Below are 24,538 nucleotides of genomic sequence, written 5' to 3'. Positions count from 1 at the left end.
GACGTGTCGAAGGATAGTCACAGTACACCGGACATCATGCCGGTGCCACCGAGCAACGAGATCCACCCGCGAGGCCTCCTGGAGGCAATCTCGTACATCGACCAGAATTTCGCCAATGAGCTGGGGGGCTGCATGATCAAGTCACGCTTCCTGACCACCAAGCAGCGGCTGGAATTCATGGAGGTGGGGTTCAGGAGTTCCTTTGCCTCGGGGATTGTTTCGGCGCTCCTCACTCCAATTGCCATAGGGGTGATCGAACAGTACATCCCCATGTTCGGCGACCCGTCGCCAACCCTGTTCGACAAGTTCAGCGCCTTCCTGCTGGCGCTCGGGTTCTCGCTGGGGTACGCCATCTTCATGGCCAAGGCCTCCACCTGTTTCATCGGCGAGTACACTCGGGCCATGGTGCTGAACCTTCTGGGAGGGATGGTTTTCGGGGCAATAGTCAAGGCGGTGGTGGCCTTCATCGCCTTCCATTTCCTCTACTTCAAGATCTTCTCGGACAGTAACGTGCTCTGGGCCGTGGCAAAACTCTATTACGCCAAAACCACGCCTGCAACCGTCGCCAAGGTCTATTACTGGGTTCAGGGGTTCAAGGGGATCTTCCTCATCTCTGCCTACTTCGTCCTGGTCTCGACAGCGGTGTTCATCATTATACCCATTGCCGCCATGTTCGTCGCGTGGCTGCGCAACCGCAAACTCATTGCCGCAGGAGTCGTGCATGTCGATTCGGACCGTATCTAGGCTGGGGCTGGCGCTTCTGCTGGTGCTGATCCCGACCATGGCGCTGGCCCTGGACATGGAGTTCTATGTCTGGGGAGGCCATGACGCCGTGGTGAACGCCTTCGGCAAACTGGCGCTGATCTTCGGCGACAATGCCTACAAGTCGCTCTATTTCGTGGTAATCACTGCCGGTCTGTTCTTCGGCGGCGTGACGGTGTTCGCCAAGTCTCTGGGAACTGCCAATGGTTCTGTCATGACCTGGATCGTACCGACCCTGATCGGCGTCATGGTCTACCTGGCCCTGGTGGTGCCGAAGGGAACCATCCATGTCTACGACCCGGTCTACAACAAGAACCAGGCGGTGGGCGGCATTCCGGATGGCGTGGTGGCAGTGGCCGGTATCCTCAACAAGGTCGAGCGGGGGTTGGTAGATATTGTCACCACTGCTGGTGACCCGCTGAACTATCAGAGCCAGGCGGGCGGGAAAGGATTCCTGGGACTGGCTCAGCTCACCAGCATTCCCCTGTCGGCAGTGGACAGCAATCTGGATGCTTCCATGCGGCGCTACGTCAAGGACTGCGTATCCTACGCCCTGATGAATCCCAACGCCAATCTGACGGTAGATGAACTCCGGAAAACGACTACCAACTTTGTCGGTTCCCTGGACAAGGCGGTCAACCCGGCCATCTGGACGGTCTACTATAACGCAGCGAACCCTCAGGGACAGGCTCTCACCTGCACCGACGCCTGGACCAACATCAAGGGGGCACTCACCCCTGCAAGCCTGACGAAGAACATCGATTCGGTTTGCGCCAATCTCGGTTATGACGTAACCGATGCCGCTGCCGTCACCCAGTGCAAGTCGGTCCTGAACAACGTGAACAGCGGGACTGGTCTCGGGGCGGCGAGCATTGATGATTTCCTGAAACAGGCCTACATCTCCCAGCGGCTGGAAGAAATCTTCCGTAGCGGCAATGCTGCCGGCGCCACCAACTACCAGTTCCTCCTGAACGCCTCCGGGGCCATGAAATCGGCCAACGAGTGGCTGCCGATCCTGAAGGCGGCGCTCACGGCCATTGCAGTGGGTCTGCTGCCGTTCCTGGCGCTCTTCATCCCCACGCCGCTGATCGGCAAGGCGGTGGGGATCATCGCCGGTTTCTTCATCTGGCTTACCGCCTGGGGGGTGACCGATGCCATCGTCCATCAGTTCGCCGTGGACTACGCCAACCAGGCCTACGAAATGGTTCGCCAGAACAAGCTTGGCATGGATGCACTCTATTTCTTTCCGGACCAGACCGTGAAGATCCTCGGCATGTTCGGCACGCTCCGGATGAGCGGCATGATGCTGGCCACGGTCATCACCGGGATGCTGATCAAGTTCGGCGGGCATGCCATGGCGATGATGACCGGTGGTCTGGGGAGCCAGGTGCAATCGGCAGGGAGCCGGGCGGCCCATGAGGTGGAGGACCCGGCCGGCCGGGCGTCGGCCATGCAGCGCAACGTGACGGCCATGCCGACTCAGGCATGGAGCAATGAGCACAGCTTCCAGGCCAGACAGGCACAATCGCTGGTCGGCATGTCGGCCAAGACCACGGCAGCGAGCGACATGATCCGGGATTTCGGGATGGATTTTTCCAGCCGGATGGCTGCCGACGGGGAGCTGGGCCGGACCATCGGTTTCGGCGGCGCTGGCAGGGCCATGCGGGAGAATGGCCTGTCATCGTCCTATGACCTGAAATCCTTCGATGGTCGACTGGGTCTGGACAAGTCGGCAGCGGTCAGGGATGTGGTCGGCAACAGCTACGGCGGCGACACCCATGCCTTTGCCCAGATGGGGGTTGCCAACGACCGGGCCCTGGCCAATGTCTTCGGCAATGGCGACAACTATGCCGGGTTCCTGACTGCCAACATGGACAAGAGTGTCGGTCAGCTTCAGGGGGAAATGGGCGCCTATGCCGGTGCCAGGTCACTCGGCTTCAGCGGCAGCTGGCGTGAGTTCAATTCGCTCCGCTCGGAGATATCTGCTCTGGGTGATTACGCCAATGCCGATGCCGTGAGGACGATTGCCGACTCCTACGGGATCTCTTCAGCTCACCTCATGCAGATGAATTCCCTGTTCAATCAGGGTAAGCAGGCTTCAGAGGTTTCCGGACTCTCGAACCAGCTAGGCGGCCCGGTGGCGGCTGGAACGGAAGCTGGCCGTGTCGTGGCGACGGAGACCGGCGGCAAGATACAGGGGATCTACGCAGGGGGCGGATATGACAACTACCAGCAACTCATCGGTAATGACGTTTCGGGACGTATCGCCCGCAATCAGCTGGTTCATTCAGCTGCCGATCAGATGGTCGGGAAGGTGGCGCCGCATCTCACCAATGATCAGGAGATGTACCAAAACGGCCACCTGACTGAACGGGGCTTTGCCGAGATGCAGAAGGCCATGGAGGGGCAGAACATCACCTTCACGACCACCGACGGCAAGAGTGTCGTCAATGTCGGCATGGATGGCGGTGTCGTGAACTCCACCGAAGCCGGCACCGTCGCCAAGGGAGACAGGGGCAAGTCGCTTGATCTGCAGAAGCAGCTTAAAGGAGCCGGTTTCCAGAGCGCTGCCGCCCATGTCGCCAGGATGTCAGGCCAGGCATTCGACTATAAAGCGGATTATGACCGTAACGGCAATCTCGCATCGTTCAGCATCGATCAGGGCGGGCGGGTACAGAAGTTCGATCTCGGTCAGAGCAGAACTGGTACTGACATCGAACGGCTGGATCGGAACGTATCGACCGTCGACAAAGGCCTTCGCAAGACCGTCGGGGATTTTATAAAGACCGGCTACGAAAACCAGTCACTGAATGTTTCCAGAAAATCTGGTAGCTATATGATCCAGGCTGGCGGCAAGCAGATGATGGTTAACGGTGACTGGTATTATGCCAAGAACGATAAGACCGGCAAGACGGAGGTGGTGGGTGGCTCGTTCTCCAACGGCCTCGACGGCAATGTGCTGATGTACGCCAAGGACAAGGACGGCAATCTGCACTATTCGCAGGTGCAGGGGAAGATGGATAAGAGCGGCAATCTGGTTGCCGGCAAGCGTTCCGAGATTGCCGAAGACCAGTTCATCCAGATGTCGCAGCAAGGTGCGGCGGTGGTCAGCACCAGGTCAGGCGGTGGAATTACCGGGAGTATCCATGCCGATGGCGGGGTCAAGGCGGATTATTCGAGTTCACAGGTGGTTGGAACGAGGGTTGAGTCCAAGCAAAATCTTGCTGGCAGTGCGGCATCGCAAGAATTTACCGATGGGCGCTCAATCAATGCGGGTACGGCTGCAACTACGATTGCGGTTGGACAAGGGGCGTTACACGAAACAGCAGGAATTGTAGGTGATGTTGCAAAAACGGTTGGTCCTTATAAAGCTGCTGTGACTAAACGAGAAGAAGCAGCAAATGTTGCTGCAAGTACGGCAGAGCGCGATATAGCGCGAGCAGCGGAGCAACAGTCTCGGAGTGTGCAGCAGCAAATGCAAAGGACCAGCAAAATTCTCCAGTACCAAAGCAAAAACTCACCGCTTCCCAGAAGCGGCGGTCCTCAGCCCAAGGGGACAAGGAGGTAGTGTGATTGAAAAGATATTATTCGTTTCTGACGGGATAATCGCAATTATGGGAAACGGATGTGTGCCGGCAGGACCAATGGAGAATGTGGAATTCGATCTGGCGGAATACGGGGTTGCTCTTAACGTTTCAGGGGTTCAAATACCAATACCCTTCGAGGCTCTTGAACATCTTGAGCAAGCAGAAGGCACAAATGTGCATTTCTATGAATCAGATCCCTATGCTGTTGTTGCGCAGTATCATGGCTGCATCGAAATTAATCGAGACGAACTCCTGAAATTGAGCGGCGCATGGGAGTATGTTCGCCTTCACCAGTGATGAAAAGTTGAAGAGTCCTTTTTTCTTCGGCGATCACGGAACAGGCGAAACGGAGTGCTGTAGATTATCCAGTTCATATACCATTCATATTCCGCAGCTGACATCGTAGGCCGCAGTTCTGGGGCTGCATACCCATACTTGAGAAGTTGCCATAAAGAAAAGCCGTTCAATGCACCGAGGTACAGCCGCAGAGGAACTCGATCAAGAATAATGTAAAAGAGGGCTAGCCCGGCTATCCCTAATGTCCAGTACCAGAAGGACTGTGGAAAGAATACTCCAACAACTGCACCAGATAACAGCGCCGGAGTGAAAGTGCCCAGCACTGCCACAACCATTGCTTTAATAACGCGTGCGGTACTTATCGAATTCATGTAACTTTCTCCAGGTTCAATTACTTCGAACCAGTCAAACCAGCGCCAATTCCAGCTTGTGCTTTCGCTTTTCCCAGTCTGGCATGATCTTTTCCAGCAACCGGTAAAATTCGGGACTGTGATCATGGTATTTTAGATGGCAAAGCTCATGGGTAATAACGTAGTCGATGCATTCCCTTGGGGCACGAATCAGGTCGGTATTGAGGGTCAGCATACCGCCCCGGGAAAGGCTGCCCCAACGTTTTTTCATTCGTCTGACCTGCAGTCGTGGCATAGTCAGCTTCATTTTTTCGAAATTCACCCAGCAAAATTTGAACCTGTTTTGAAAGGTACTTGCTGCCTTCTCCGCATACCAACCCTTCATCAGTGATTTTGTTTCTTCAGGACCGTATTCTACCGTTGTTTCTACTACAAAATACCCCCGTGACAGCAAAACCTTATCCTGGCCTGCCACGCAAACCTTCAACCTGTACTGTTTGCCAAGGTATAGATGGGTCTCTCCTCCGATAAATTGCCGCTCAGGAGTTCTCGGATCGAACTGCCGAAAATACTGCTGCTGTTTAATGACCCATCTGGCGCGTTTGAGCACCCTTCGACGAACTTCTTCCTGGGTGGATTCGAGAGGCGCCTTGATGACCACTTTGGCGTCGGGTAACACTTCAATAGCCAGGGTTTTTCTGGCGACGTGGAGTACCGTATACTGAATGGTTTCCTTTCCATATGTGACCGTGCCATGAGGCATTGCTACTTTCTCCGGCTCATTGAAACCTTCAATGTCTCTTCAATCAGATCGTCCATCCTGTCCAGGCTGATCTCGATTCCTCTGGCCCCTTTGACCTCATCAAACAGGTAATCGTCGATGTCGTTTATAACCTGTTTCCTGGCATCGTCATCATCCCAGAACTGCACCTTCCAATGACGGTCGAGAATGGTCTGAATTGCCAGCGCGATTTCAGCTGAAACCGCTTCGCATTCATCCTGCCCGAGATTTAGTTCCATCAGAAATGGTCTCAGAACCCCAAAGTAGGCCATGGCCTCTTCATTGTCGGCAAGTTGAGAAGGTATGTCGTCGTGATGGCGGGTAACTACCTTTGTGCGGTATTCAACCGCCATATTCAAATACTCAAGATCGGAAATACGCTTTGCTCGAAAATCTTCAATGGCCTGCTGGATCAAGCGGGAGAATTTTTCATAGAAAGCAGGATCTTCAGCCATCTTCTCAGTGATGACTTTTTTGGTGGCGTGGGCGATGGCATCGGCTTTTGCCGCCGTTGTCTTGCCATAAACGCCTTGCTCCTCCTTGACTACATTGAACATCTTGTCGTCGAAGATATTTACTGGCTCATTCAGTTGGATGACCTCATTTGCCTGAATATGGGTATCTAGCAGTTTCTTGATCTTCGGCTCATAATCCCTGTAATCGATTGCTTCGGCGTAACGCAGCTTGACTGCGGCCTTGAGGTTATGAAATCGCTTGAGGTCGGTCTTGTAACGGGATAACCGGTCTTCATCGACCCGCATGATAAATGCTTCGGATGAGAGAGCGATCCCCAGAGCCTTGCTGTATTCCGCCAGTCGCTGGTAAAAGCTTTCCCGGATGGCATTGTCGGCCAGGAGGACTTCATAGGCCTCTTCATCGTAGCTGTTCTTGACCACCTTGAAGATATCCCATAGGTCGGAATAGCTCTGAGGAAGCTTTTCTATCGCATCATTGATGGATGTCAGAGTGCCGTTCAGATCGTCTTCGTCATACCCTTCAAAAGCGCTGTACATCGTCAAGGCCTTGTCCAACTCACCCAATAGCCCCACGTAGTCGATCACGAAACCTTCGTCCTTGTCTTCAGCCAAACGGTTGACCCTGGCTATTGCCTGGAGCAGGGTGTGTTCCTTCAGTTCCTTGCAGATATATATAATCCTGTTTTTCGGAGCATCGAAACCGGTCAGAAGCTTGCTGACCACGATAAGGATTTCCGGTTCCGATCCGTATTTGAACTGGTTGATGATCTGCTTGGTATATTCCTCCTCGCTGCCGTAGCGCTTCATCATCTTGTTCCAGAATCGGATTACCTCGTCTGTCGGTTCATCATCGGTTTCATCGTATCCTTCGCGGGTATCCGGCGGTGATATGACTACCTCGGACGACACGAAGCCGATATCCTGCAAATGTTCATGGTACTGCAGTGCTACCGCTTTTGTGGGGGCGACCAGTTGGGCCTTGAAGCCGGTTCCTTGCCAATTGGCCCGGAAGTGCTCGCTGATGTCGAAGGCCCGCATATAGATTACCTGCTCGGCCTTGTTCAGCATCGACGCCTTGGCAAACTTCCGCTTAAGGTCGGCCTTTTGTTCCCTGGTCAGTCCTTGTGTATGGCGCTCGAACCAAAGGTCGATAGCTGCCTTGTTCTGTTCCATCTCCACATGACGCCCCTCATAGAGGAGGGGAACCACCGCCTCATCCTCGACAGCTTGCCGAATTGAGTAGTGGGGCTCGATCAGACCGCCAAATTTTTGGAAGTTGTTTTTTTCCTTCTTCAGCAAAGGTGTGCCGGTAAAACCCAGATAACAGGCATTGGGAAACATCTGCCGCATCCTCGCCGAGAAGCCGCCGAAGTTGGTTCGATGACTCTCGTCAATCAGCATGAAGATGTCAGGCGATTCATCCTGATACTTCTTATGTCCAAGAGCTTTGTCGAATTTATGGATCAGTGTAGTGACGATGGTTGCATTCTGCTCCGCCACCAGCTCCATCAGGTGCCGTCCGGAGGTGGCCCGGTTCGGGTCGAGGCCGCAGGCAGCAAAGGTATTGCCGAGCTGTTTGTCCAGATCGTCACGGTCGGTGACCAACACGATACGTGGATTAGAGACAAAAGGATCAAGTGCCAGATTGCGGGCCAACATGACCATGGTAAGTGATTTGCCTGAACCCTGGGTGTGCCAGATAATACCGCCTTGGCGCCTTCCGGCACTGTCCAGTTTTTTGATGCGTTCCATGGTGGACCTGACGACAAAATACTGCTGATAGCGAGCAATCTTCTTGATACCGCCATCAAAGAGCGTGAACTTGTAGGACAACTCAAGCAATCGTTCCGGGCGGCAGAGGCTGTAAAGCGCTTTGTCCTGCTCCGTGACTAGGCGTTTCCCTTCAGTTTCGTGAGCGTCGAAAAATGACCGGGCAACACTGAAATCTCCACTGAACAGCTGCTCTTTCTGCGTCTGCGTCAGAGGAGTGTTCACAGCGCGCTCAACGTCTGACTCCTTGTCTCGCAGTTCCTTCCAGAGGCCCCAAAACTTTGCCGGAGTTCCGGTTGTGGCGTATTGAGCGGCGTTCTTGTTGACTCCCATTACCAGTTGCGTATAGACAAACAGCTTGGGGATATAGTCGTCATGCTGATTGCGTATTGACTGTGAAACAGCCTGATCGACACCAATGGATGGTGATTTGCACTCTATAACGGTTAGAGGAATCCCGTTGACGAACAGGACAATATCAGGCCGGGCCGACTCCGTGCTACGTGAACGGTCTACGCTGAACTCGGCTGTAACATGGAAAACGTTCCGATCCCATTCCCGCCAGTTGATGTAATTCAGGTTGAAGCTTTTGGAATCCCCCTCGATGGATTGTTCCAGAGCGGTTCCCAAAGTAATAAGGTCATAAACGGCTTCGTTGGTTTTGAGCAGCCCGTCATACTTGATGTTCTTCAGCTTCTGGATGGCGGTCTGGATGTTTTCCTCGCTGAAAAGGAACTCACGACCCTTGAAATTGATCCTGTTGAGGCGCTTGAGCTGTTCACGCAGGATGCCTTCAAGCAATACGTTCCCTTGCTTGCCCTGACGCTGGGCAAGGACCTGGTCCGGGGGGAGATAGGTGAATCCCAGCCTAATAAGAAGCTGCAGGGCAGGAATCTGGGAAAGATATTTTTCGTTGAAGCGGAATCCGTTCATAAGGTCACCATGCCTTGATGCATCTATACTACATGCCTGCGCCAAGCCTCTTTCGATGGGTATTAAACCACGATCTGCTTTCCAGCTTTCGATAACCGTTAAGCGTTCGATGGAGACGACATCTTCCGAGTCGTTGTCCGCAATTACATGGGCAAGGCTGCTTGTTTGCAACTCGCCTTCTGGTTCCCAGCAGTTCTAGCGCGTAGTGCACCTCGGATTTCGATTTTAGGCCGAACATCTCCATATAGTCTTCTATGATGCCGGCTTCGCCGTGGGAAAGTTCACCGAATGGAAACTCCACGCCATTTTGCAGCTTGTATGAAACAGCATAAAGATAAGGGACAAGGCAGCTCTCTGCAAAACCAGAAAGGGTCGGTTTGCCGGAAACCTTAAGCCGCAATCTGAGCGGGGACCCCAGGCAAAGCGATTTGTCATCGTTCACATGATGCTTTCCATCGCGTGGAATTTTCCCGCCGGTTTCCCTGGCCGTGGGCAGCAACTTGGGGAATTCTGCGGGAACGGTGATTTCCAACTGATAGCTGTCGGTGATTTTCCCTCCAGATTTATGCGTTGCAGAAAATGCAAAAATACCCTTAAGGACCAAGGCTGCACCACGCGAAGGTCCAATTGACATTCCGCGATAGTCCTTCAAAAACTCCGATACTCCATATGAGTCTGTTATGTGCAATTACTTACCCTTGCGCCACGGTTTGGCAGGTTGAGAAATCGTATGCTCCTTGGGGGTGATGATTGCAATTGAAGAGGCCACCCCCAATCCAAGGCTTTTTCTCAATTCTGCGGTGTCCATTTTCAATGAGAACTTCTGCCCGGCCTGCTCGGTTATAAAAGAAGCGTCATCCGATTCCCACAGAAGTTCAAAATCGCTTCTTGCCTGTCTCAGCCAACCCCAAAAGTTTTGCTCCAGATTTAATTCCTTGCACTCTGGGCGGGACCACCTGTCTGCAAAGTCCTCAGCAGGGTCGACGGGATTCGGCACCCGAGGGCTGGTAGGGTTAACAAAATCGCCCATTCTTGCCAGGATCGAACTCATGGCAGATTCAAGGTCAGTTTCTCCCTGATATGCCCGGGCAGCCAGGGTTGTAATGATGATCGATATCGGTTTTACATCTGAATCGTCCTTGAACATGATGTCACGATGACGTTTCAGGAGCTGTATTGAACGCTGAAGGGCAGTTTTGCGCTTATAAAGGGGCATTTCATCAACTTGCGCCTTCTCCAGAATGCTTCGCACCGATGTATCCATCCGCGACACAAACCATTCGGCATAGCCTTCTGGGTTGCTGATGTGCCAGTTTTCACTGATTTGCCGGTATTCGGGGTGACGATCATCTGTAATCGAGACCGTTGTTTTTGAGGCGGTGCCGGCAAAATAGTCATCTGCGCCAGACTTTCGCAACGACTCAAATATGAGGTGCTGGCGGGAATCGTCGGCCGGGATACAAGGAACTATGTCCATGTGAAAGCTGAGGTCATCCTGGTATTCCAATCGCCAACAGCGATGTTTTTCCTCTTTTGGGGCCTTGATACCCCGGGCAACTCGATATGACTCGATCTCAATGCCGATCAATGCCTTGAGGGACTCCTGCGTATGGGTACCTTTTGAAATCCCCTCGCGAAGCTTACAGGCAAGATCCAGGTCGTATGCTTCATTCTCAACGAGCGGTCGAATCGCTGTTCCGAGCCGAAAAGACCCCTGCGGGAAAATATGCGGGTCATTGTCCTTACATGCCGATTCATCGCGTCCGAGCCAATCACCGATGTCTTCATATCGGTCTTTTGCCATCTGATAGGCTGATTCAGGCAGTTCCAGCAGTGAAGTCATGTTTTCGAGAATCAATTTTTTCTGTTCTTTTGTTGTCATGTCATTCTCCTTGAGCGGCAGATAGAAATTTTTTCAGTTTCGGGCTGTTATGGGTAAACATGCGGTCGGCATTGGAGATCAAGTCGTCGATGGCCGAGCAGTCATCAAGAGGGAGGGGACAATCCGAATCGAAGTCGAGCCGGAGTATTTGATCCTCCTGTAGCATCAACTGCAGATAGTTGTGGGTAGTCTGGGCCTGGAGAGACATCATGAAGCTGATGAATTCTTTACCCTTCCAGCCGTTCAAGAGCCCCCAGTTATGGTCGGCATTTACTCCATAGCAGGTTTTCGCATGGCCGGTACCCAACGACAGAATGCGTATTTCGGACAATTCGACATTGAGACGACGCTTGGCGTCGATCACTGCGGCAAGCGAGGGGTTGTTGGCCCAGAGTCCGCCGTCAGCAAGTAGGTATTCGTCGACCTTGGTAGGGTTGAAGTATGTCGGTGCAGAACAGGAAGCCAATACCGCCTGGTGCAGCAAAACCTTACCGTCTCTGTCGTAGTCTTTCTGGTAGGCCGACTTGAAGACATGGACTCCTCCGTTTCCGATGTCGGTGGCCGGCATTAGCAACGGAATCGGAATCTCGCCAAGCCTTACCTCCCCAAATGTTTCTACAAGGGCTGTTTTCAGCGCTTCGTTCTCATACAGGTTTTCAAGAGCTGGCTGATACTTGGCGAATTTCTGAGGTAGCCATGATTTCTTTCTGGAAAATATCTTTGGCCCGTGCTCCTTATACATAGCGACAACCTTGGCTGGGTCAATTTTGCATGCCACTGCGGCGGCAACAATTGAACCAGTGCTCGTGCCGGCGATCATGTCGAAGTGTTCTTCGATATTGATGCCGAGTCGATGTTTCACGCAATAGAGCATGTGGGCAGGGAATACGCCACGTATCCCACCGCCATCTATGGAGAGGATTCTGAATGTCTTGTTAGCCATTGCCAAGTTCCTTCATGGGTTTTACCGTCCACACTCCGGTCATCAGTTTTTGCATCAAGCCGCGCTTTTGCCGCCGTAGTGCATCAGCCTGCTGTTTCAGCAAGAGAATTTCCTGCCTGGTAACATCGAGAGTTGCAGATATTTTTTTCTGTTCCTCGATTGGAGGGAGTGGAATCGGCAGTTTGGCAAACTCATTCCAGCGCAGACTGCCTCTACGGTCTACTGATGCACTGGTATTGACTTGGAATATGTGCCGGTAGGTCTCCGTTTTCAGTACCTTGAAGAGATATCCGTCATCGATGGCCGTGCTGGTTTTAAAAACCGTGTACATGGGGCTAACCAAGCCTTTTTCGTAAAAATCTTGATAACCGATGGAACCTTCCTCGATATGATTGGTCGCGTAAGCGAACTCGCCCCTGGAGACCACCTTGTAGGCAGATGTGTCCAGGCTGAATACTTGTTTGCCAAAATATGACAGCGAATCAACGAGTCCATCATATTTTGTACAAGAAAGGACGGGAAGTTCATCACCAGCACCATTAGTGACTTTGACCTCCTTCGCGACATTACCGATCTTGACGATCTTCCAGTGGTTGGGTACTACATACCATCTGGTTTTTAGAGATGACTCGTCTTTGTGTTCGCCGAATAAGAGTTTTCCAGAGAGCCACGTATACCTCGCTTCTTTGGCTAAAATAAGACGCTCACAATTTTCGATTGCCTTGTCCCAAGTAGAAAGTACTCTGATAATTGCGGATTGTTCTGCTAGTGGTGGCACGGGAACAAGGCAATGCTTCTTGAATTCAGTGGGGTTAACATTTGCTTGACTAACGGCTTTGGTTGCAATCTTCTTGATTAATGTTTGAGCGATATTTCCATTCAGCCAGTAATTCAAAAAACGTGGATTTACCTTTGTTCTGTCAACCTTGAGGCGCACCAAGTATGATGCAAAGGCGACCTCCTCATCAGAGTCAAAAATGCCCACTTTCCCCACAAGATCGTAGCTGTTAGTACGGTTAAGCAATAAATCTCCTCTTGAAAGAAGATAACTGCTGCATTCGTCTTTAGATAGGTTTGAGCAGGACAAGTCGTCAGTAAGAACTCTTCCATCCTGTATATCTTTCATCCCAACAACTCTGGTGTTGCCATTTTCAACGGCTGGCTCATTGGTGCCGTATTGGGAATCGAGCAATATTTTGCCTACGGGCAACAATCGCCAGGTTGCAGGAATATCATTCGAAGTCAACGAGTGGAGCGTGCTCATAGCATATCCTCCTGGATTGCCGAAATATTCATCGCTCAATCTCCTTCAGCATTACGGCCATCCGAGCCCGCACTTCGACAAGTTCCTTTTCCAACTGCTCGATTTCCACCTGAACGGCATCAATGTCAATTTCCGCTTCTTCCTCGAATGTATCCACGTAACGGGGAATGTTGAGGTTGAAGTCGTTCTCCCGAATCTCCTCTAACGTAGCGACGTGCGCATATTTATCGATGTCCAGTCGGGTATCGACCGTCTCAACGATTTTTTGAATGTGCTCGTCGGAGAGGGCATTCTGATTTTTCCCCGGCAGATAATCACGGCTGGCATCAATAAAAATCACGTCCTTGCGATCCTGGTTGGCTCCACCTTTTTCACGGCTACGGTCAAAGACAAGGATGGCGACCGGAATCGAGGTAGTCGGGAAAAGGTTGCCCGGCAGGCCGATAACAGCATCGAGCAGGTTTTCTTCGATGACCTTTTCCCGAATTCGACCTTCGGCGGCGCCGCGGAATAGCACACCATGAGGAACGACAACGGAAATGCGTCCCTCTTTTTCCAGTGCCGCTTCAATCATGTGGCTGATAAAGGCCCAGTCACCCTTGCTCTTGGGCGGTACGCCACGCCAGAAACGGTTGTAGCGGTCGCTTTCCGCTTCTTCGGCACCCCACTTGTCCAGAGAAAAGGGCGGATTGGCGACCACCCTGTCGAATTTCATCAGTCGGTCATTTTCCACCAGCGCCGGACTGACCAAGGTGTCGCACCATTCAATGCGGGCACTGTCGGCGCCGTGCAGAAACATGTTCATCCGTGCCAGCGCCCAGGTGCTGCCATTCGATTCCATACCGAAGAGGGCAAAGTTTTTGTCGCCGACTTCGCGGGCAGCCTCGATAAGCAACCCTGCTGATCCGCAGGTGGGGTCACAAATGCGGTTACCAGGTTTGGGTTTTGCCAGCTTAGCCACAAGCTCCGATACCTTGTGCGGGGTGTAGAATTCACCGGCCTTTTTGCCGGCATCAGTTGCAAACCGTTCGATGAGGTAAATGTATGTGTTGCCGATAACATCCTCGGAGACACGTGATGGACTCATGTCCAGTTGGGATTTGTTGAAATCCTCCAGCAACGTCTTCAGTCGGCGGTTTCTGTCCTTGGTCTTGCCGAGATTCGCCTCGCTGTTGAAGTCGATATTGCGGAAAACCCCTTCCAACTTTGCCTTGTTGGCTTCTTCGATAGCGTCCAGCACAATATTGATAAGCTCGCCGATATTGGCAGCTCCACGGCGTTCGTACAGACTATAGAAGTCTGCCAGGAAACGATCTTCCACTTCGCCGGTTTCATGATTCTTCAACTCAGCAAAGGGGAGGACAAAACGTTCCCGTTCCAGCTTGCGACGGATTCGAATATCGTCATCACCGTATTGCTTGCGGTAAACCTCGTAGTGATCCTTCCAGACATCGGAAATATATTTCACGAACAGCATGACAAGAATATAGTCCTTATACTGTGCTGGATCGACGACACCTCGGAAGGTGTCACAGGCTGCCCATGCGGCGTTGTTGATGTCTTTCTGGTCGATTTTCATCGTAATTCTCCTTGAGCCAGACGTAATAATATTTTCGATAGGTAAAGTTTGCGCTTATCCGCGAGGTTGCTTAATATTGCTTGTTCTCTGTCTGCCAAAGCTGCTATCTCCATGATCGTGTGTTGTTGCTCAAGAGAGGGGACAAGTACCTCAAGACTTTCAAGCGCTTCCTTGGAAATCATCTTTTGAGCGGTACCGATTACTCGACTGGCCAGGAATGATTGTGCCGATGCCTGGCTGATGAACCAGTTAAGATACTCGGGAAGGATTATCTTCTCGTTCGCTCTGATGCGCAGGAGAGGGGCGGATACAACCGCCATGCCTGGATCGTCTCTCAGTATCGCGGAAGTGGCTGTCAATCCCCGTGAGCGGAAGACAAGGTCTCCAGACCTCACCAAATGATGCTCTTTTGGAGGGTCGGAGTCCACGCGTGCCAGATTGCTGCAATCAACTCGGTTGTCATCAGTCAGATCTTTCATCTGGATCACCGCAACTGCCCCTGAGTCCTTAACGTCGAGACGGGTGCGGAACGAATATCCCATCAGTACGGATGCTATGTTTTTTAATTCGGTTTTCATGGCTACTATCCAAAAGCGTAGTAATGACGTTACAACATAATATAATCATGGTCGCGTGATTTGTCAAGGTGTAAAGTGTAAAAATGTTATTACTGTAAATTTGTCGTCGAATCGAGAAAGAGGCTTCTATGATGAGTAACGAAGACTTGCTGGCCGCCCTTCAGGAGCTGCTTGAAGCGTCCAGCACTATAACCAGCGGCCAGTTACCGACTGCAAGCCAGCTTGAGCGGTACCAGCGTGCCCGTGAATGGGCTCAACGGTTGATTGATCGTGAGGAGAAAGCGAAATACTCCCGCCTGTAGATATGATCGTATATAATTCTCCTTGAATAATCTCTGATCACCTAAATATATACGATCATGTATTTATTGCTATCAATTTGCCCCCAATTCTGATATGCATATACGAACGTAGATATTGGAGGCGATATGAAAATTTCCACTGCGGAAGACCTTGGTAGCATCATCAAGCAGAAGCGAAAAGCTGACGGTCTGACTCTTGAGGAGGCTGCTGCCGTCTGTGGGGTAAGCTATGCCTTCCTGTCGGCACTGGAGAACGGCAAGGAATCCGTGCGCCTGAATAAGGTTCTGCAGGTGCTCGCCTGCCTCGGTATTGAACTAGAGGCGACTACCCGCACCTGGAGTGAACTTGGGAGTGCGTCATGAACAAAGCTCTTCAGGTCAGGATTGATGGAATGATTGTCGGCAGCCTGTGGCTGGACGACAGGAAGCGTTTCTGTTTTCAGTACGACGAGGGGTGGCTCACTTCTTCACGCATCCCGTTATCCCTTTCTCTGCCACTACGTAGGGAACCATATCTTGACGATGAGTCACACTCCTTTTTTGCAAATCTCCTTCCCGAAGAAAAGATGCGGGCCGTTATTGCCCGTAACCTCGGTGTTTCCCTGAACAATGATTATGGTCTTCTGGAAAAGATCGGCGGGGATTGCGCCGGAGCGGTTTCGCTCTATCCTGCAACGGACGAATCACAACGGGAACCGGGAAACTACCGGCAGCTATCTCTTGATGAACTGAACGTCATTATCGGAGAACTCCCGAAACGGCCTCTGCTGGCCGGGGAGAAAGGTATCCGACTGTCCCTGGCCGGTGCTCAGAAGAAGCTTCCCATCTATTACGACGAGGAGCATTTTAGTCTTGGGCTTGGCGACGCTCCCAGCAATTACATCATCAAGCCGCCCATCGAAGACCTGGACTGCACCGTTGAAAACGAAGCATTCTGCATGGCTCTTGCCCAAGCGGTCGGCCTCGATGTCCCACGATCATTCATCCACCAGTACGGCGACGCCCCAGGGGTATTCGTAGTCAAGCGATATGACCGCTTTGCAACGGCAGAGGGGATCAGGAGGCTGCATCAGGAGGATTTCTGTCAGGCACTCGGGATTCCGCCCGAGTTCAAGTACGAAACCGAAGGAGGTCCATCGCTGGCGGCGTGTTTCAAACTGGTGCGCCATGCCAGCACCAGGTCGGGTAAAGATGTGCTGTCGCTGCTGAACTGGGTGGTCTTCAACTACCTGATCGGTAATTCCGATGCCCATGGCAAGAACATCTCCCTCTTGCTGCTGCCGGAAGGGCCGGTACTGGCTCCGTTCTACGATCTGATTTCGACCAGGATCTATGCCCATTACGGCCTGGCGTCAGGGGTGGCAATGAAAATCGGTGGGGCCGGTGATCCGGATTCACTCCAGAAAAAACATTGGGAACAGTTTGCCGAAGAAGTCGGCATCAAGCCCCGGCTGGTACTTAGCCGCATTGCCGATCTGGCAAAGAGAATTGAGGACTCCCGTTTGCAACTCTTCAAGGGGAGTTTTGCTCCCTACAAATGCGATGCCTTGTACCGTTTGATGGAATTTATCGGGGGACAGGCGGAGAAGACCATTCGGAAACTCGCGTAAAGAATCCACTAAAGTTCCTTGTCTGGAGCAATTATGCTTGAAACACTGTTTCCCGAGTGGGTCGATACCCAGGCGAAGCCAATTGAAGGCCTTGATCTGCTTGGTTTGCGACTGCCAGTTCAAACTATCAGCGGTTCACTGTTTAACGGCATCACTACAATCACCCCAAGGATTCGAATTATCTCTATCCGTGCCTGGATGATCAAAGCGTACAGCGAAAGCGGCTTGCCTGATTCGTCTGCAGCTTTAGATGATTTTGTCGCTCGCGTTGAAACCGCGATATCTTTGGCAATCCTGTCTGTGGACAATAAGGCTCTCTATATTCCCGGGGCAACTCTGGCTTTGAAAATTCTCAATGAGTCAGTTGACCCGGTTCCTCTACAGAAACTTCTCGGCCAATCGGGATTTTCGGCATATACAGGCCCATCTGATGATCTCCTTATCAGTTTCCCAAGGGAATCGGGTGTCCCTGGTCTGTCCAAAGAAAGAGGAGAGCCCTTGGCGAGTTTTTTCGAATCGCTGATTCAAGGCACGGAATTCTACCGGCTCATCAAAGCAAACCCGAACGTTACTGAGATATCAAGGAGTGTCCTTGATGAACTTGGCAACGCAATCCAGATTGACAATATTCAGGAAGGGGAATTGTCTCTTCTCCTCAACGCCCTCGTTCCGATTAAGCCACACGAAAAGGCCATCGCAAAAGAAAGCAGCAGGATTTCGTTTTACACGCTGCTCTTGGAACTTGCTCAGCGCATTAAGAGGCTGCCAACGGAGGAAGATGTCTTTATTGCTTCATTGAAAGCCATCTCGGATCTGCCCGACCCACTTTCGGTAATTTTGGACGGGTTTCTCCTTTATAGAATAAGAGACTCTCTGGCCGTACTGCATGAGGCTGCACTTGAACTGGTTTGCTCTGAACTGAACAGTAGAGATGCTGCCAGCCATGAACACGATGTGGTCGGAACTCTTGTAGCGGAGATGCTGGACATTGGCCTGCAAAAAATTGGCTTGATGGCTGCTGGAGAGAGCGCTGGAGAACTTGTCTGGAGTGAATTCGTCAGTCGGGTTGATAGTCATATTTCCGGTGAGGCTTCAATCAGAGGCCTGTTGCGCTGGGACTCCATTATTGATGAAAACCAGATAGTGACTGCTACCGTTGCGCGTAAAGAGAATTGCGTAGGACTCCTGCCAGTTGCTTGGTACCTCTGCCGCAAGCGTGCAGAGGATCAGGACTACGAAAAGTATCCCCACCTTGAATTGCTGTCCAGGAACGGTGGGGCAAGGATCGGCCTGAAGCATGTTGTTCTGCCGGAACTCCAGAAATGGGATGATTCCGACCCTTTGTTGCAGGATGTGGTTGGTTGGCTCATAAAGAGGTCTGTTGATCAGCACCTGAGAATAGCCTGGTCACGAATGTTCACCGAAATGGACCGTGATGTCTCCGTACTACTGACTGACGGCAACATGTGGATGTTCCGAAAGGTCTTTTTCGGTGGCAGGACTGATTCAAGAATCCGCGTTGCAATCGGCTGGTTGAGACAACTGGGGCTCGTTGGTAAATCAGGAATCACCGACAAAGGGATGGATGCCCTTCAGCGTGGGTATCATGCTCTTGCCACAGTTGGAGGTGAAGCATGAACCCGCGTGTCTATTGTCGTGAACAAGGGTATCCTCGTGCTGTAGCGTTGACGTATTCATTCGACCCGCTGTTTTTTGAACGAATTGTGCTTCGTGATCTCTGGGCTGGTGGCACTACTGATATCACGGTGATTGGTGATAGAAACGAGTTGCAGGCTGTGGTTGAACGCTGTGCCGGCCAGTTGATCTACCTTGGCAAAAAGTATCTCACCGCTGCAGCGGATACGAAAGGGGCCTTTCACCCGAAACTGTTACTCAGGATTGGCCCGGCAGGAGCTATTCTCCTGACTGGTTCAGGTAACCTTACATTTGGTGGTTGGGGAGCGAATAATGAGCTCTCCGTTGCCTTGGAATTGAAGGCAGAGAACCCCGAATCAGCAGCACTGGTGAACTATCTCCTGGACTCGATCACCCGGTATGTTTCAAGCGAGGCCGTACTAGACTCATTGGCAAGGCTGCGCGACTATCCCTGGTTGTCAGCAGAGACATCGGCGCCTTCTCACAACATATTCCTGACAAGACCTGACCAGTCGTTATCCGACCTGCTTCAGCAGCGGTGGCAAGGTAGGCGCTTCACTAAGCTCATGGCATTTACTGGGTCTACAGACGACAGGGGAGCATTTGTGGAATGGTGCCATCGGCAGTTCGGCATTCAGGAATGTACGATAGCGGTCACGCCTGACAATTGCTCTTTTGATGCGAATCTTACCTCAAATCTACCTGTCGAAATAACCGTTGCTCCGTTCAAGGGGCATCAGATGCTCCACGCGAAATTCTTCTGGTTTGATGGGCCTGACGGGCCAGCGGCAATAATGGGCTCAGCGAATTGTTCTGCCGCTGCCTGGCTTATGCCACCGAGAATCGGCGGCAATGTGGAGATTATCAGGGTATACGATTCCGCTGAGACAGGTGATTTTGAGGACGTTTTAGCCAGATTCCCGGAGGAGCGAGTCACTGTTCCGGCCAAGGCTGCCCAGGAAGATGAAGAGCCAAAGGAACAGGAACATCCGTATTTTGCCACGCTGATAACGCTACGAAGGAATCAGTCACTTGTGGAAGTGCTGCTGAATAAAGCTATCCCCGCTAATGGCTCAGTCACGCTGTTGAGAGATGACGGTCAGAAACTTCCACTTGAGATCAGTGCAACCGGAGTTTGGTTCGGACGATTTGACGAACTGTTCACATGGCCAGACACAACTTCCCTGGCAACCCTTGAGGTTGCGATAGGAAGTGACCTTATTACCACGCCCCCGCATTGGGTTGATGATGTGGACGCTATTACGACGGCTGCCCAGGCAGCCAGAATCACGAACACATTCAACGGGCTTTGGAAATCCCGTACCCCGTCGGAATATGATCGCGTGGTATCGGATCTTGCCAATATTGCCTCAGCCTTATTCATGGAGAGTTCAACGTTTCATGATCCGCGTCCGAAAATGGCCGGCAGGGATCATGGCGATGATACTGCTGCTCCAGCTGAGCCGATCAAGCCGGAGGATCTTCTCAAAAGCCTTGATGAGATTGAGATCAAGGCTCCAAATGCTGTGCATTCCTCTTCAGGAGGGGGACACTTTTCTCTTTTTGGCATAATGCGGGCACTGTTTGGCGAAAACGAACCGGCACTACAGCCGGGCATTGTTTCACCTGACCCCGGTGGTGATCCCCTTGGTGGTGAGGCACCCGAAAATTCACCGAAAGCACCTCGACAACCGCCCCGTGAGCATGAGCCTGTGCCACCGCCACCGGAAAAGTATCGCCGTCGCTTAAAAGAGCAACTCGATAGTTTTTTGGTAAAACTCACTGATGAACGGTTCGTTGCCGAGTGTACCGCAACGAGGCTAGTTCAGTCAGCGGCTTTCCCGCTTGCGGTTGCCCTGTTTGGAGAAAAGGGAGGGTGGCTCTCTCACGAGGAGGCCCGCGCTATCGTCACCAGGGTCGTGGATGAGTTGATGTTTGTTCAAAAGTCTGCTGTTGGCTGTTTCGGTCTACTTGACGCGGTGGCAAAGCGGTATGAACACAATGGCCAGCTTGATGTGTTTCGTACTGTGGTTGGTGACGGAACCTTGTGGGTGGCATTGATATCAGCCCTTGCCCATGTAAAGTGGGAAACCAGCTTTGATCGTTTCGTCCGTGCTGTCAGCCTGACGCGGTTGACCAAGTACGAACTGCTTAGGAGTGAAGCAACATTGGGCAAGCTCGGTTCTCTACTTTCAAGGGTTCAAGTGGAGAGTGCACGGGAGATAATCTCGCGTGAAGCCCCAGGTCTGGTTGCCGCAGTTGACCGTTTAGAGATGGATTTGGCTTCACATTACAAAGAGTACCTGGAAATGCAAAAATCGGTTCAGCATCGAGTCGGCGATGTGTTGTGGCAACCGACTGCAGGCTGGGGTATCGTAAAATGCCCAGAGTCAGAGAAAAAGATTGAAGCTTATCTTCATCTGCGAGGTGAGCAGAAAAAAGTGGTAGCACACGGTTTCTTTGTCAATGTGACCCAACTGTCTGGCAATGTGTCTCAGGTGGGTGAATTTCTTCAATTGTTGACCTAGCTTGTTAAATTTCCTCATAGAGTTTCTTAAATAAAAAAAGGCGACCACTTGGGCCGCCTCTATCCAGGCCGGATGGGTATCCGGCCTGAAGATGTTAGCAGGGACTCCCGCCGGCATATATGGCAAGAACCTCGAATTCGCCACCGACAATGTTGTTGCGGTGCAGCGCCTTCTCAAATTCCTCCCAGCTCAGCGTGAATTCCCTACCGTTGATACGTGCTCTGACTGACATGACTCTATCCCCCTTGTAGTTTTGTTGGTGGCCCAAAAGGGCTCCCTACAACCACCGCCGGGACGGTGGCTCTAGGGAACCCTCTTGAGCCGGGGGGAAGAGTCGGGGGAGGGCGCATGGAGCGCCGCTCCCCCGTTATTTATAAAAGTCCCTGTTCGACAAAACTCAGGAACTCGTCATCACCGACGATGATGTGATCAAGTACCCTGATGCCGAGGATGTCGCCGCTCTCCTTGAGACGCTTGGTGATAGCGATATCTTCGCTGCTGGGGTTCGGATCACCGGTCGGATGGTTGTGCACAAGCAGGATGGCCGCTGCATTGGACAGACATGCCGTCTTGAACACTTCCCGAGGATGAACGATGGCCTGGTTGAGCGAACCGATGGATACCCGGTCGAAACAGACGATCCGGTTCTTGCCGTCGAGATGCAACACCACGAAATGCTCCTTCGTCTCACACCGGAGATCCCGGAACATCTCATAGACCTGCTCTGGTTTCGTGAAACGCATCGACACCCATTCCGGGGCATCGTCACGCACGACTTCATTTCTGTAGCGGGCCTCGATAGAGCGCACCATAATTCGTTTGGTGACCGGCGGTACCGGATCACCGAAGAGATTGAGATTCATGTCCTCCTCCGATAGCGGGGGCGGACTTCCCCCTGGGGGCAGTCATCGCCCCCATAGGGTTTGAGATAGATTATGTTCAGTTCTGGAGAGCCAGTACGGCTTCCCGGAAGGTCACGCCATCCAGCGCCATCGTGGCACTGATCGAATCCCAGGTCCGGTTACAGACGAAACAGTGGACATGGTTTTCGTACAGGGCCATGGACGGATTGCGGTCCTCGTGAAACGGACAGCAGCGATACCGCCCCTTGGCGAATTCTATGATGCTGGTGATGGGATACTGCCGGGCCTGGTCGATCATCTCCGGGGTGATTCCACCTGGCACCTGCACCGTCTCCTTGCCGTTGACATGGTTCAGGAGCGCATTCGCCTCCCTTTTCAGGGGGCGCAGCTCCTTTTCCTGGTCTCTGATGAAGGATTCGGACAGGGCCTTGATCAGCGGGTCGCGACTGCGATCCATCCGCCGTCGCGCTCCCCAGATCTCCCGTTCCAGATGTTTGATCTGCGGCTGCAGGAAGGCCAGCCGGCGCATTACCGCGTAACGCTCCGGCACTCCCATATCCCGTGCCGCCTGCAACGTTGCGTTTAGGGTCATGGCAAGCCTCCTTTCAGTCACGTAGCCGTTCGTCCCAGCAGCACTCGCCGATGAAGTGGGTGTAGTCGTAACGCTGGTACAGAATGCGTGCTGAGGACTGCGGAATCATGCTGCCGCAGCCGACGCATTTGACAGCTCGCTGGAGCGGGCTGTCCGTGGCATTCAGCTCCCGGATGAAGGTCTCGTCGCATTCCTGGCAGTCGTACAGCTCACGGTCGATCCCCAACAGGGTGTCGGTACGGGTGACTTCCAGAAAGCAGCCGCACACTGGGCAGCCGAGCTGGCTGGTATCGCCTTGTTCCGCGAGCCGTTCATGGTTATAGTTGTTGCGGGCGACGCGGAGATTCTCCTCGAAATCGATCTCCATCCGCTCACAGAAGTGCATCAGGTCGGTGAGCAGATCCTTCACGTCGTCTTCGTCGCCATCGAAATCCCGGCTTTCGAGGGTCAGGCAGTAGGCCTGCATGACCGTGTCGATCCTGCCGGCACGTTCCTCTTTGGTCGGTTCGTCAGTCTGTCGGTCGAGAGGGCTCATGATCACCACCCCCTCTTGTTCATCTGGTCGAGAACCATTCTTAGATCAATTCCGGACTCGGCAATCTTCTCGATGTGTCCAACAGCATGGGCGACTTCGCCGCTGCTCTGGGGAACCTTGAGAAGGCATTCCTCCTCGAACCCCTCGACATCGTAGTCGAGAATTATCACGTCTATATCCGGGATCTGCTCCGGTACATTGCTGACAATGCTCTGCACCAGACCACCTTCTAGGACTACACCGACAATCGATTTGGCCGGGGGCGGGTCATCCGTTCCCGGGCCGATATCGCCGGTTTCCGCTGCACTGATCCGCTGTTCCAGCCATTGTCCGGTGAAGCAGTACTGGATATCGTCGGCGGTAATGAATATCGCACCGCCGCCGTAGCCATCAGGGCGCATCTTCGAGCAGGTGTAGGCGCTCTCCTTGGAGATCCAGGGGAGTTCGCCGTTGGAACGGCGGATGATTTCCTGGAACCGGTTGAGAAGATCATCCTCGGTGAGTTCGATTTCCTCCCCTCCGGGCTCCTCCGGATCGAGGTAGCCGTTGCAGCACCACTCATCCGCGTAGAGGTAGAACTTGTCCTCGCCGTCGGCTTCGAAGGTGATGCTGAACGCTTCGATGAAGCGCCGGTCCTCGTCGGTGATGAGGTGTTTGGGGACTGAAGGTTGGAATACTGCCTGTGAATAGTAGTCTGCCATGGTCTGTCTCCTTTACTTGATAGGCGGGGAGACAGTTCCCCCGGAGGGAGACGTGTCTCCCCGGTGGGGTTGGTGAATGATGATCAGGAAGTTACACACTCTTCCCGCTCATCCAGGATGTCATGTTCGTCGAGCGACTTGATCAGCACCGTGTCGGTTTCCCACCGGACATCGGTGTGTTTGTAGTAGCCCGACCAGAAGAAATCACTGTCGGTGACGTTCAGAGTGGAACACTCCATCCGCCCCTCGAACTCCTTCATGGCTACCTTGCCGTTGTCCGGCTCGGCATCCCAGTCGGCAGTCCTGAAATCGCAGGTATGGTTGAATTCACTGATCTTGTAGGCCTTCATCTGTCTCACGACTACCGCCAGTTTCTTGATCCGCTCGATGAGCGCGGCGTCAAGATCGATGACGGCAAAGTCAGCGTTGTCGGAAAAGAACTCGCTGTTGTCGTGCATGGGGATGATGAGGCGCTTTACGGTGTTTGCTTCAGTCATGGTCGGTCTCCTTGTTGGTTGCTGAGACCGGCCCCTCTTTACGGGGAGTCGA

General features: G+C 52.6%; 23 protein-coding genes. 8 read left to right on the top strand and 15 right to left on the bottom strand.

The genetic code is table 11. The annotated features are described in order from the left end of the window. The first annotated feature begins 3 nt into the window (after window positions 1-3). Genes GJT30_05960 through GJT30_05950 form a run of 3 tightly spaced genes read left to right on the top strand, consistent with a single transcriptional unit; the run spans window position 4 to window position 4,646 of the window. Window positions 4-744 carry a hypothetical protein gene (locus GJT30_05960; protein MSM39148.1) on the top strand — a complete coding sequence of 247 codons (741 nt, stop codon included), beginning with the start codon at window positions 4-6 and terminating at the stop codon, window positions 742-744. Then, entirely contained in the window at window positions 722-4,330 is a 3,609-nt protein-coding gene (locus GJT30_05955; GenBank protein ID MSM39147.1) for a conjugal transfer protein TraG, read from the top strand. The genes GJT30_05960 and GJT30_05955 overlap by 23 nt, the downstream gene beginning before the upstream one ends. Window position 4,331: 1 nt before the next feature. Next, window positions 4,332-4,646 carry a hypothetical protein gene (locus GJT30_05950; protein MSM39146.1) on the top strand — a complete coding sequence of 105 codons (315 nt, stop codon included), beginning with the start codon at window positions 4,332-4,334 and terminating at the stop codon, window positions 4,644-4,646. Here GJT30_05950 and GJT30_05945 read toward each other — a convergent pair. Genes GJT30_05945 through GJT30_05905 form a run of 9 tightly spaced genes read right to left on the bottom strand, consistent with a single transcriptional unit; the run spans window position 4,637 to window position 15,202 of the window. Further along, window positions 4,637-5,017, bottom strand: coding sequence for a hypothetical protein (locus tag GJT30_05945; protein ID MSM39145.1), 381 nt, complete (start codon window positions 5,015-5,017; stop codon window positions 4,637-4,639). The two genes, GJT30_05950 and GJT30_05945, sit on opposite strands and share 10 nt — an antisense overlap. Before the next feature lie 34 nt (window positions 5,018-5,051). Further along, complete coding sequence (locus GJT30_05940) at window positions 5,052-5,759, bottom strand: DUF45 domain-containing protein (protein MSM39144.1); 708 nt, start codon at window positions 5,757-5,759, stop codon at window positions 5,052-5,054. Window positions 5,760-5,761: 2 nt separating this feature from the next. Next, complete coding sequence (locus GJT30_05935) at window positions 5,762-8,956, bottom strand: HsdR family type I site-specific deoxyribonuclease (protein MSM39143.1); 3,195 nt, start codon at window positions 8,954-8,956, stop codon at window positions 5,762-5,764. Window positions 8,957-8,984: 28 nt separating this feature from the next. Further along, window positions 8,985-9,608: a hypothetical protein gene (locus tag GJT30_05930; GenBank protein MSM39142.1), complete on the bottom strand. Its 624-nt coding sequence runs from the start codon at window positions 9,606-9,608 to the stop codon at window positions 8,985-8,987. A gap of 36 nt (window positions 9,609-9,644) precedes the next feature. Continuing rightward, the gene (locus tag GJT30_05925) at window positions 9,645-10,838 is read right to left on the bottom strand and encodes a nucleotidyltransferase (GenBank protein MSM39141.1); all 1,194 of its coding nucleotides are present in this window, start codon (window positions 10,836-10,838) and stop codon (window positions 9,645-9,647) included. 1 nt (window position 10,839) lies between these two features. Next, entirely contained in the window at window positions 10,840-11,781 is a 942-nt protein-coding gene (locus GJT30_05920) for a patatin (protein ID MSM39140.1), read from the bottom strand. After that, window positions 11,774-13,045: a restriction endonuclease subunit S gene (locus tag GJT30_05915; GenBank protein MSM39139.1), complete on the bottom strand. Its 1,272-nt coding sequence runs from the start codon at window positions 13,043-13,045 to the stop codon at window positions 11,774-11,776. The genes GJT30_05920 and GJT30_05915 overlap by 8 nt, the downstream gene beginning before the upstream one ends. A gap of 28 nt (window positions 13,046-13,073) precedes the next feature. Further along, entirely contained in the window at window positions 13,074-14,624 is a 1,551-nt protein-coding gene (locus GJT30_05910; GenBank protein ID MSM39138.1) for a type I restriction-modification system subunit M, read from the bottom strand. Next, the gene (locus GJT30_05905) at window positions 14,621-15,202 is read right to left on the bottom strand and encodes a restriction endonuclease subunit S (protein MSM39137.1); all 582 of its coding nucleotides are present in this window, start codon (window positions 15,200-15,202) and stop codon (window positions 14,621-14,623) included. The genes GJT30_05910 and GJT30_05905 overlap by 4 nt, the downstream gene beginning before the upstream one ends. A gap of 128 nt (window positions 15,203-15,330) precedes the next feature. Here GJT30_05905 and GJT30_05900 point away from each other — a divergent pair, with 128 nt between their 5' ends. The 5 genes from GJT30_05900 (at window position 15,331) to GJT30_05880 (ending at window position 21,298) form a co-directional block, all read left to right on the top strand. Then, window positions 15,331-15,504, top strand: a complete 174-nt coding sequence (locus tag GJT30_05900) for a hypothetical protein (protein ID MSM39136.1) — start codon at window positions 15,331-15,333, stop codon at window positions 15,502-15,504. Window positions 15,505-15,630: 126 nt separating this feature from the next. Further along, a complete protein-coding gene (locus tag GJT30_05895; GenBank protein MSM39135.1) occupies window positions 15,631-15,867 on the top strand; it encodes a helix-turn-helix domain-containing protein in 237 nt (78 codons plus the stop codon). Continuing rightward, complete coding sequence (locus GJT30_05890; GenBank protein MSM39134.1) at window positions 15,864-17,114, top strand: type II toxin-antitoxin system HipA family toxin; 1,251 nt, start codon at window positions 15,864-15,866, stop codon at window positions 17,112-17,114. The genes GJT30_05895 and GJT30_05890 overlap by 4 nt, the downstream gene beginning before the upstream one ends. A gap of 33 nt (window positions 17,115-17,147) precedes the next feature. Next, a complete protein-coding gene (locus GJT30_05885) occupies window positions 17,148-18,752 on the top strand; it encodes a hypothetical protein (GenBank protein MSM39133.1) in 1,605 nt (534 codons plus the stop codon). Then, the gene (locus tag GJT30_05880) at window positions 18,749-21,298 is read left to right on the top strand and encodes a hypothetical protein (protein MSM39132.1); all 2,550 of its coding nucleotides are present in this window, start codon (window positions 18,749-18,751) and stop codon (window positions 21,296-21,298) included. The genes GJT30_05885 and GJT30_05880 overlap by 4 nt, the downstream gene beginning before the upstream one ends. Window positions 21,299-21,392: 94 nt before the next feature. Here GJT30_05880 and GJT30_05875 read toward each other — a convergent pair whose 3' ends face one another. The 6 genes from GJT30_05875 to GJT30_05850 all read right to left on the bottom strand — a co-directional run bounded on the left by GJT30_05875 (window position 21,393) and on the right by GJT30_05850 (window position 24,486). Continuing rightward, window positions 21,393-21,530 carry a hypothetical protein gene (locus GJT30_05875; GenBank protein MSM39131.1) on the bottom strand — a complete coding sequence of 46 codons (138 nt, stop codon included), beginning with the start codon at window positions 21,528-21,530 and terminating at the stop codon, window positions 21,393-21,395. Window positions 21,531-21,669: 139 nt separating this feature from the next. Beyond that, a complete protein-coding gene (radC, locus tag GJT30_05870) occupies window positions 21,670-22,161 on the bottom strand; it encodes a DNA repair protein RadC (protein ID MSM39130.1) in 492 nt (163 codons plus the stop codon). Window positions 22,162-22,237: 76 nt separating this feature from the next. After that, window positions 22,238-22,753: a molecular chaperone gene (locus GJT30_05865; protein MSM39129.1), complete on the bottom strand. Its 516-nt coding sequence runs from the start codon at window positions 22,751-22,753 to the stop codon at window positions 22,238-22,240. Between the two features lie 13 nt (window positions 22,754-22,766). After that, complete coding sequence (locus GJT30_05860; GenBank protein MSM39128.1) at window positions 22,767-23,288, bottom strand: hypothetical protein; 522 nt, start codon at window positions 23,286-23,288, stop codon at window positions 22,767-22,769. Between the two features lie 2 nt (window positions 23,289-23,290). Next, window positions 23,291-23,989 carry a hypothetical protein gene (locus GJT30_05855; protein MSM39127.1) on the bottom strand — a complete coding sequence of 233 codons (699 nt, stop codon included), beginning with the start codon at window positions 23,987-23,989 and terminating at the stop codon, window positions 23,291-23,293. A gap of 83 nt (window positions 23,990-24,072) precedes the next feature. Beyond that, window positions 24,073-24,486, bottom strand: a complete 414-nt coding sequence (locus GJT30_05850) for a hypothetical protein (GenBank protein MSM39126.1) — start codon at window positions 24,484-24,486, stop codon at window positions 24,073-24,075. Window positions 24,487-24,538: the final 52 nt, after the last annotated feature.

It is taken from the genome of Geobacter sp. (assembly GCA_009684525.1).
Lineage (GTDB): Bacteria > Desulfobacterota > Desulfuromonadia > Geobacterales > DSM-12255 > Geoanaerobacter.
Note: the sequence above shows the minus strand (reverse complement) of the source record. Positions and strands in the feature narration are given on the sequence as shown.

Excerpts from the sequence above, each read along its gene's own strand:
- GJT30_05905 (MSM39137.1), bottom strand. The coding sequence starts at position 15,202 with ATGAAAACCGAATTAAAAAACATAGCATCCGTACTGATGGGATATTCG.
- GJT30_05945 (MSM39145.1), bottom strand. The coding sequence starts at position 5,017 with ATGAATTCGATAAGTACCGCACGCGTTATTAAAGCAATGGTTGTGGCA.
- GJT30_05895 (MSM39135.1), top strand. The coding sequence starts at position 15,631 with ATGAAAATTTCCACTGCGGAAGACCTTGGTAGCATCATCAAGCAGAAG.
- GJT30_05955 (MSM39147.1), top strand. The coding sequence starts at position 722 with ATGTCGATTCGGACCGTATCTAGGCTGGGGCTGGCGCTTCTGCTGGTG.
- GJT30_05880 (MSM39132.1), top strand. The coding sequence starts at position 18,749 with ATGAACCCGCGTGTCTATTGTCGTGAACAAGGGTATCCTCGTGCTGTA.
- radC (MSM39130.1), bottom strand. The coding sequence starts at position 22,161 with ATGAATCTCAATCTCTTCGGTGATCCGGTACCGCCGGTCACCAAACGA.
- GJT30_05920 (MSM39140.1), bottom strand. The coding sequence starts at position 11,781 with ATGGCTAACAAGACATTCAGAATCCTCTCCATAGATGGCGGTGGGATA.
- GJT30_05940 (MSM39144.1), bottom strand. The coding sequence starts at position 5,759 with ATGCCTCATGGCACGGTCACATATGGAAAGGAAACCATTCAGTATACG.
- GJT30_05890 (MSM39134.1), top strand. The coding sequence starts at position 15,864 with ATGAACAAAGCTCTTCAGGTCAGGATTGATGGAATGATTGTCGGCAGC.
- GJT30_05855 (MSM39127.1), bottom strand. The coding sequence starts at position 23,989 with ATGGCAGACTACTATTCACAGGCAGTATTCCAACCTTCAGTCCCCAAA.
- GJT30_05915 (MSM39139.1), bottom strand. The coding sequence starts at position 13,045 with ATGAGCACGCTCCACTCGTTGACTTCGAATGATATTCCTGCAACCTGG.
- GJT30_05935 (MSM39143.1), bottom strand. The coding sequence starts at position 8,956 with ATGAACGGATTCCGCTTCAACGAAAAATATCTTTCCCAGATTCCTGCC.
- GJT30_05875 (MSM39131.1), bottom strand. The coding sequence starts at position 21,530 with ATGTCAGTCAGAGCACGTATCAACGGTAGGGAATTCACGCTGAGCTGG.
- GJT30_05860 (MSM39128.1), bottom strand. The coding sequence starts at position 23,288 with ATGAGCCCTCTCGACCGACAGACTGACGAACCGACCAAAGAGGAACGT.
- GJT30_05925 (MSM39141.1), bottom strand. The coding sequence starts at position 10,838 with ATGACAACAAAAGAACAGAAAAAATTGATTCTCGAAAACATGACTTCA.
- GJT30_05865 (MSM39129.1), bottom strand. The coding sequence starts at position 22,753 with ATGACCCTAAACGCAACGTTGCAGGCGGCACGGGATATGGGAGTGCCG.
- GJT30_05910 (MSM39138.1), bottom strand. The coding sequence starts at position 14,624 with ATGAAAATCGACCAGAAAGACATCAACAACGCCGCATGGGCAGCCTGT.
- GJT30_05885 (MSM39133.1), top strand. The coding sequence starts at position 17,148 with ATGCTTGAAACACTGTTTCCCGAGTGGGTCGATACCCAGGCGAAGCCA.
- GJT30_05900 (MSM39136.1), top strand. The coding sequence starts at position 15,331 with ATGATGAGTAACGAAGACTTGCTGGCCGCCCTTCAGGAGCTGCTTGAA.
- GJT30_05850 (MSM39126.1), bottom strand. The coding sequence starts at position 24,486 with ATGACTGAAGCAAACACCGTAAAGCGCCTCATCATCCCCATGCACGAC.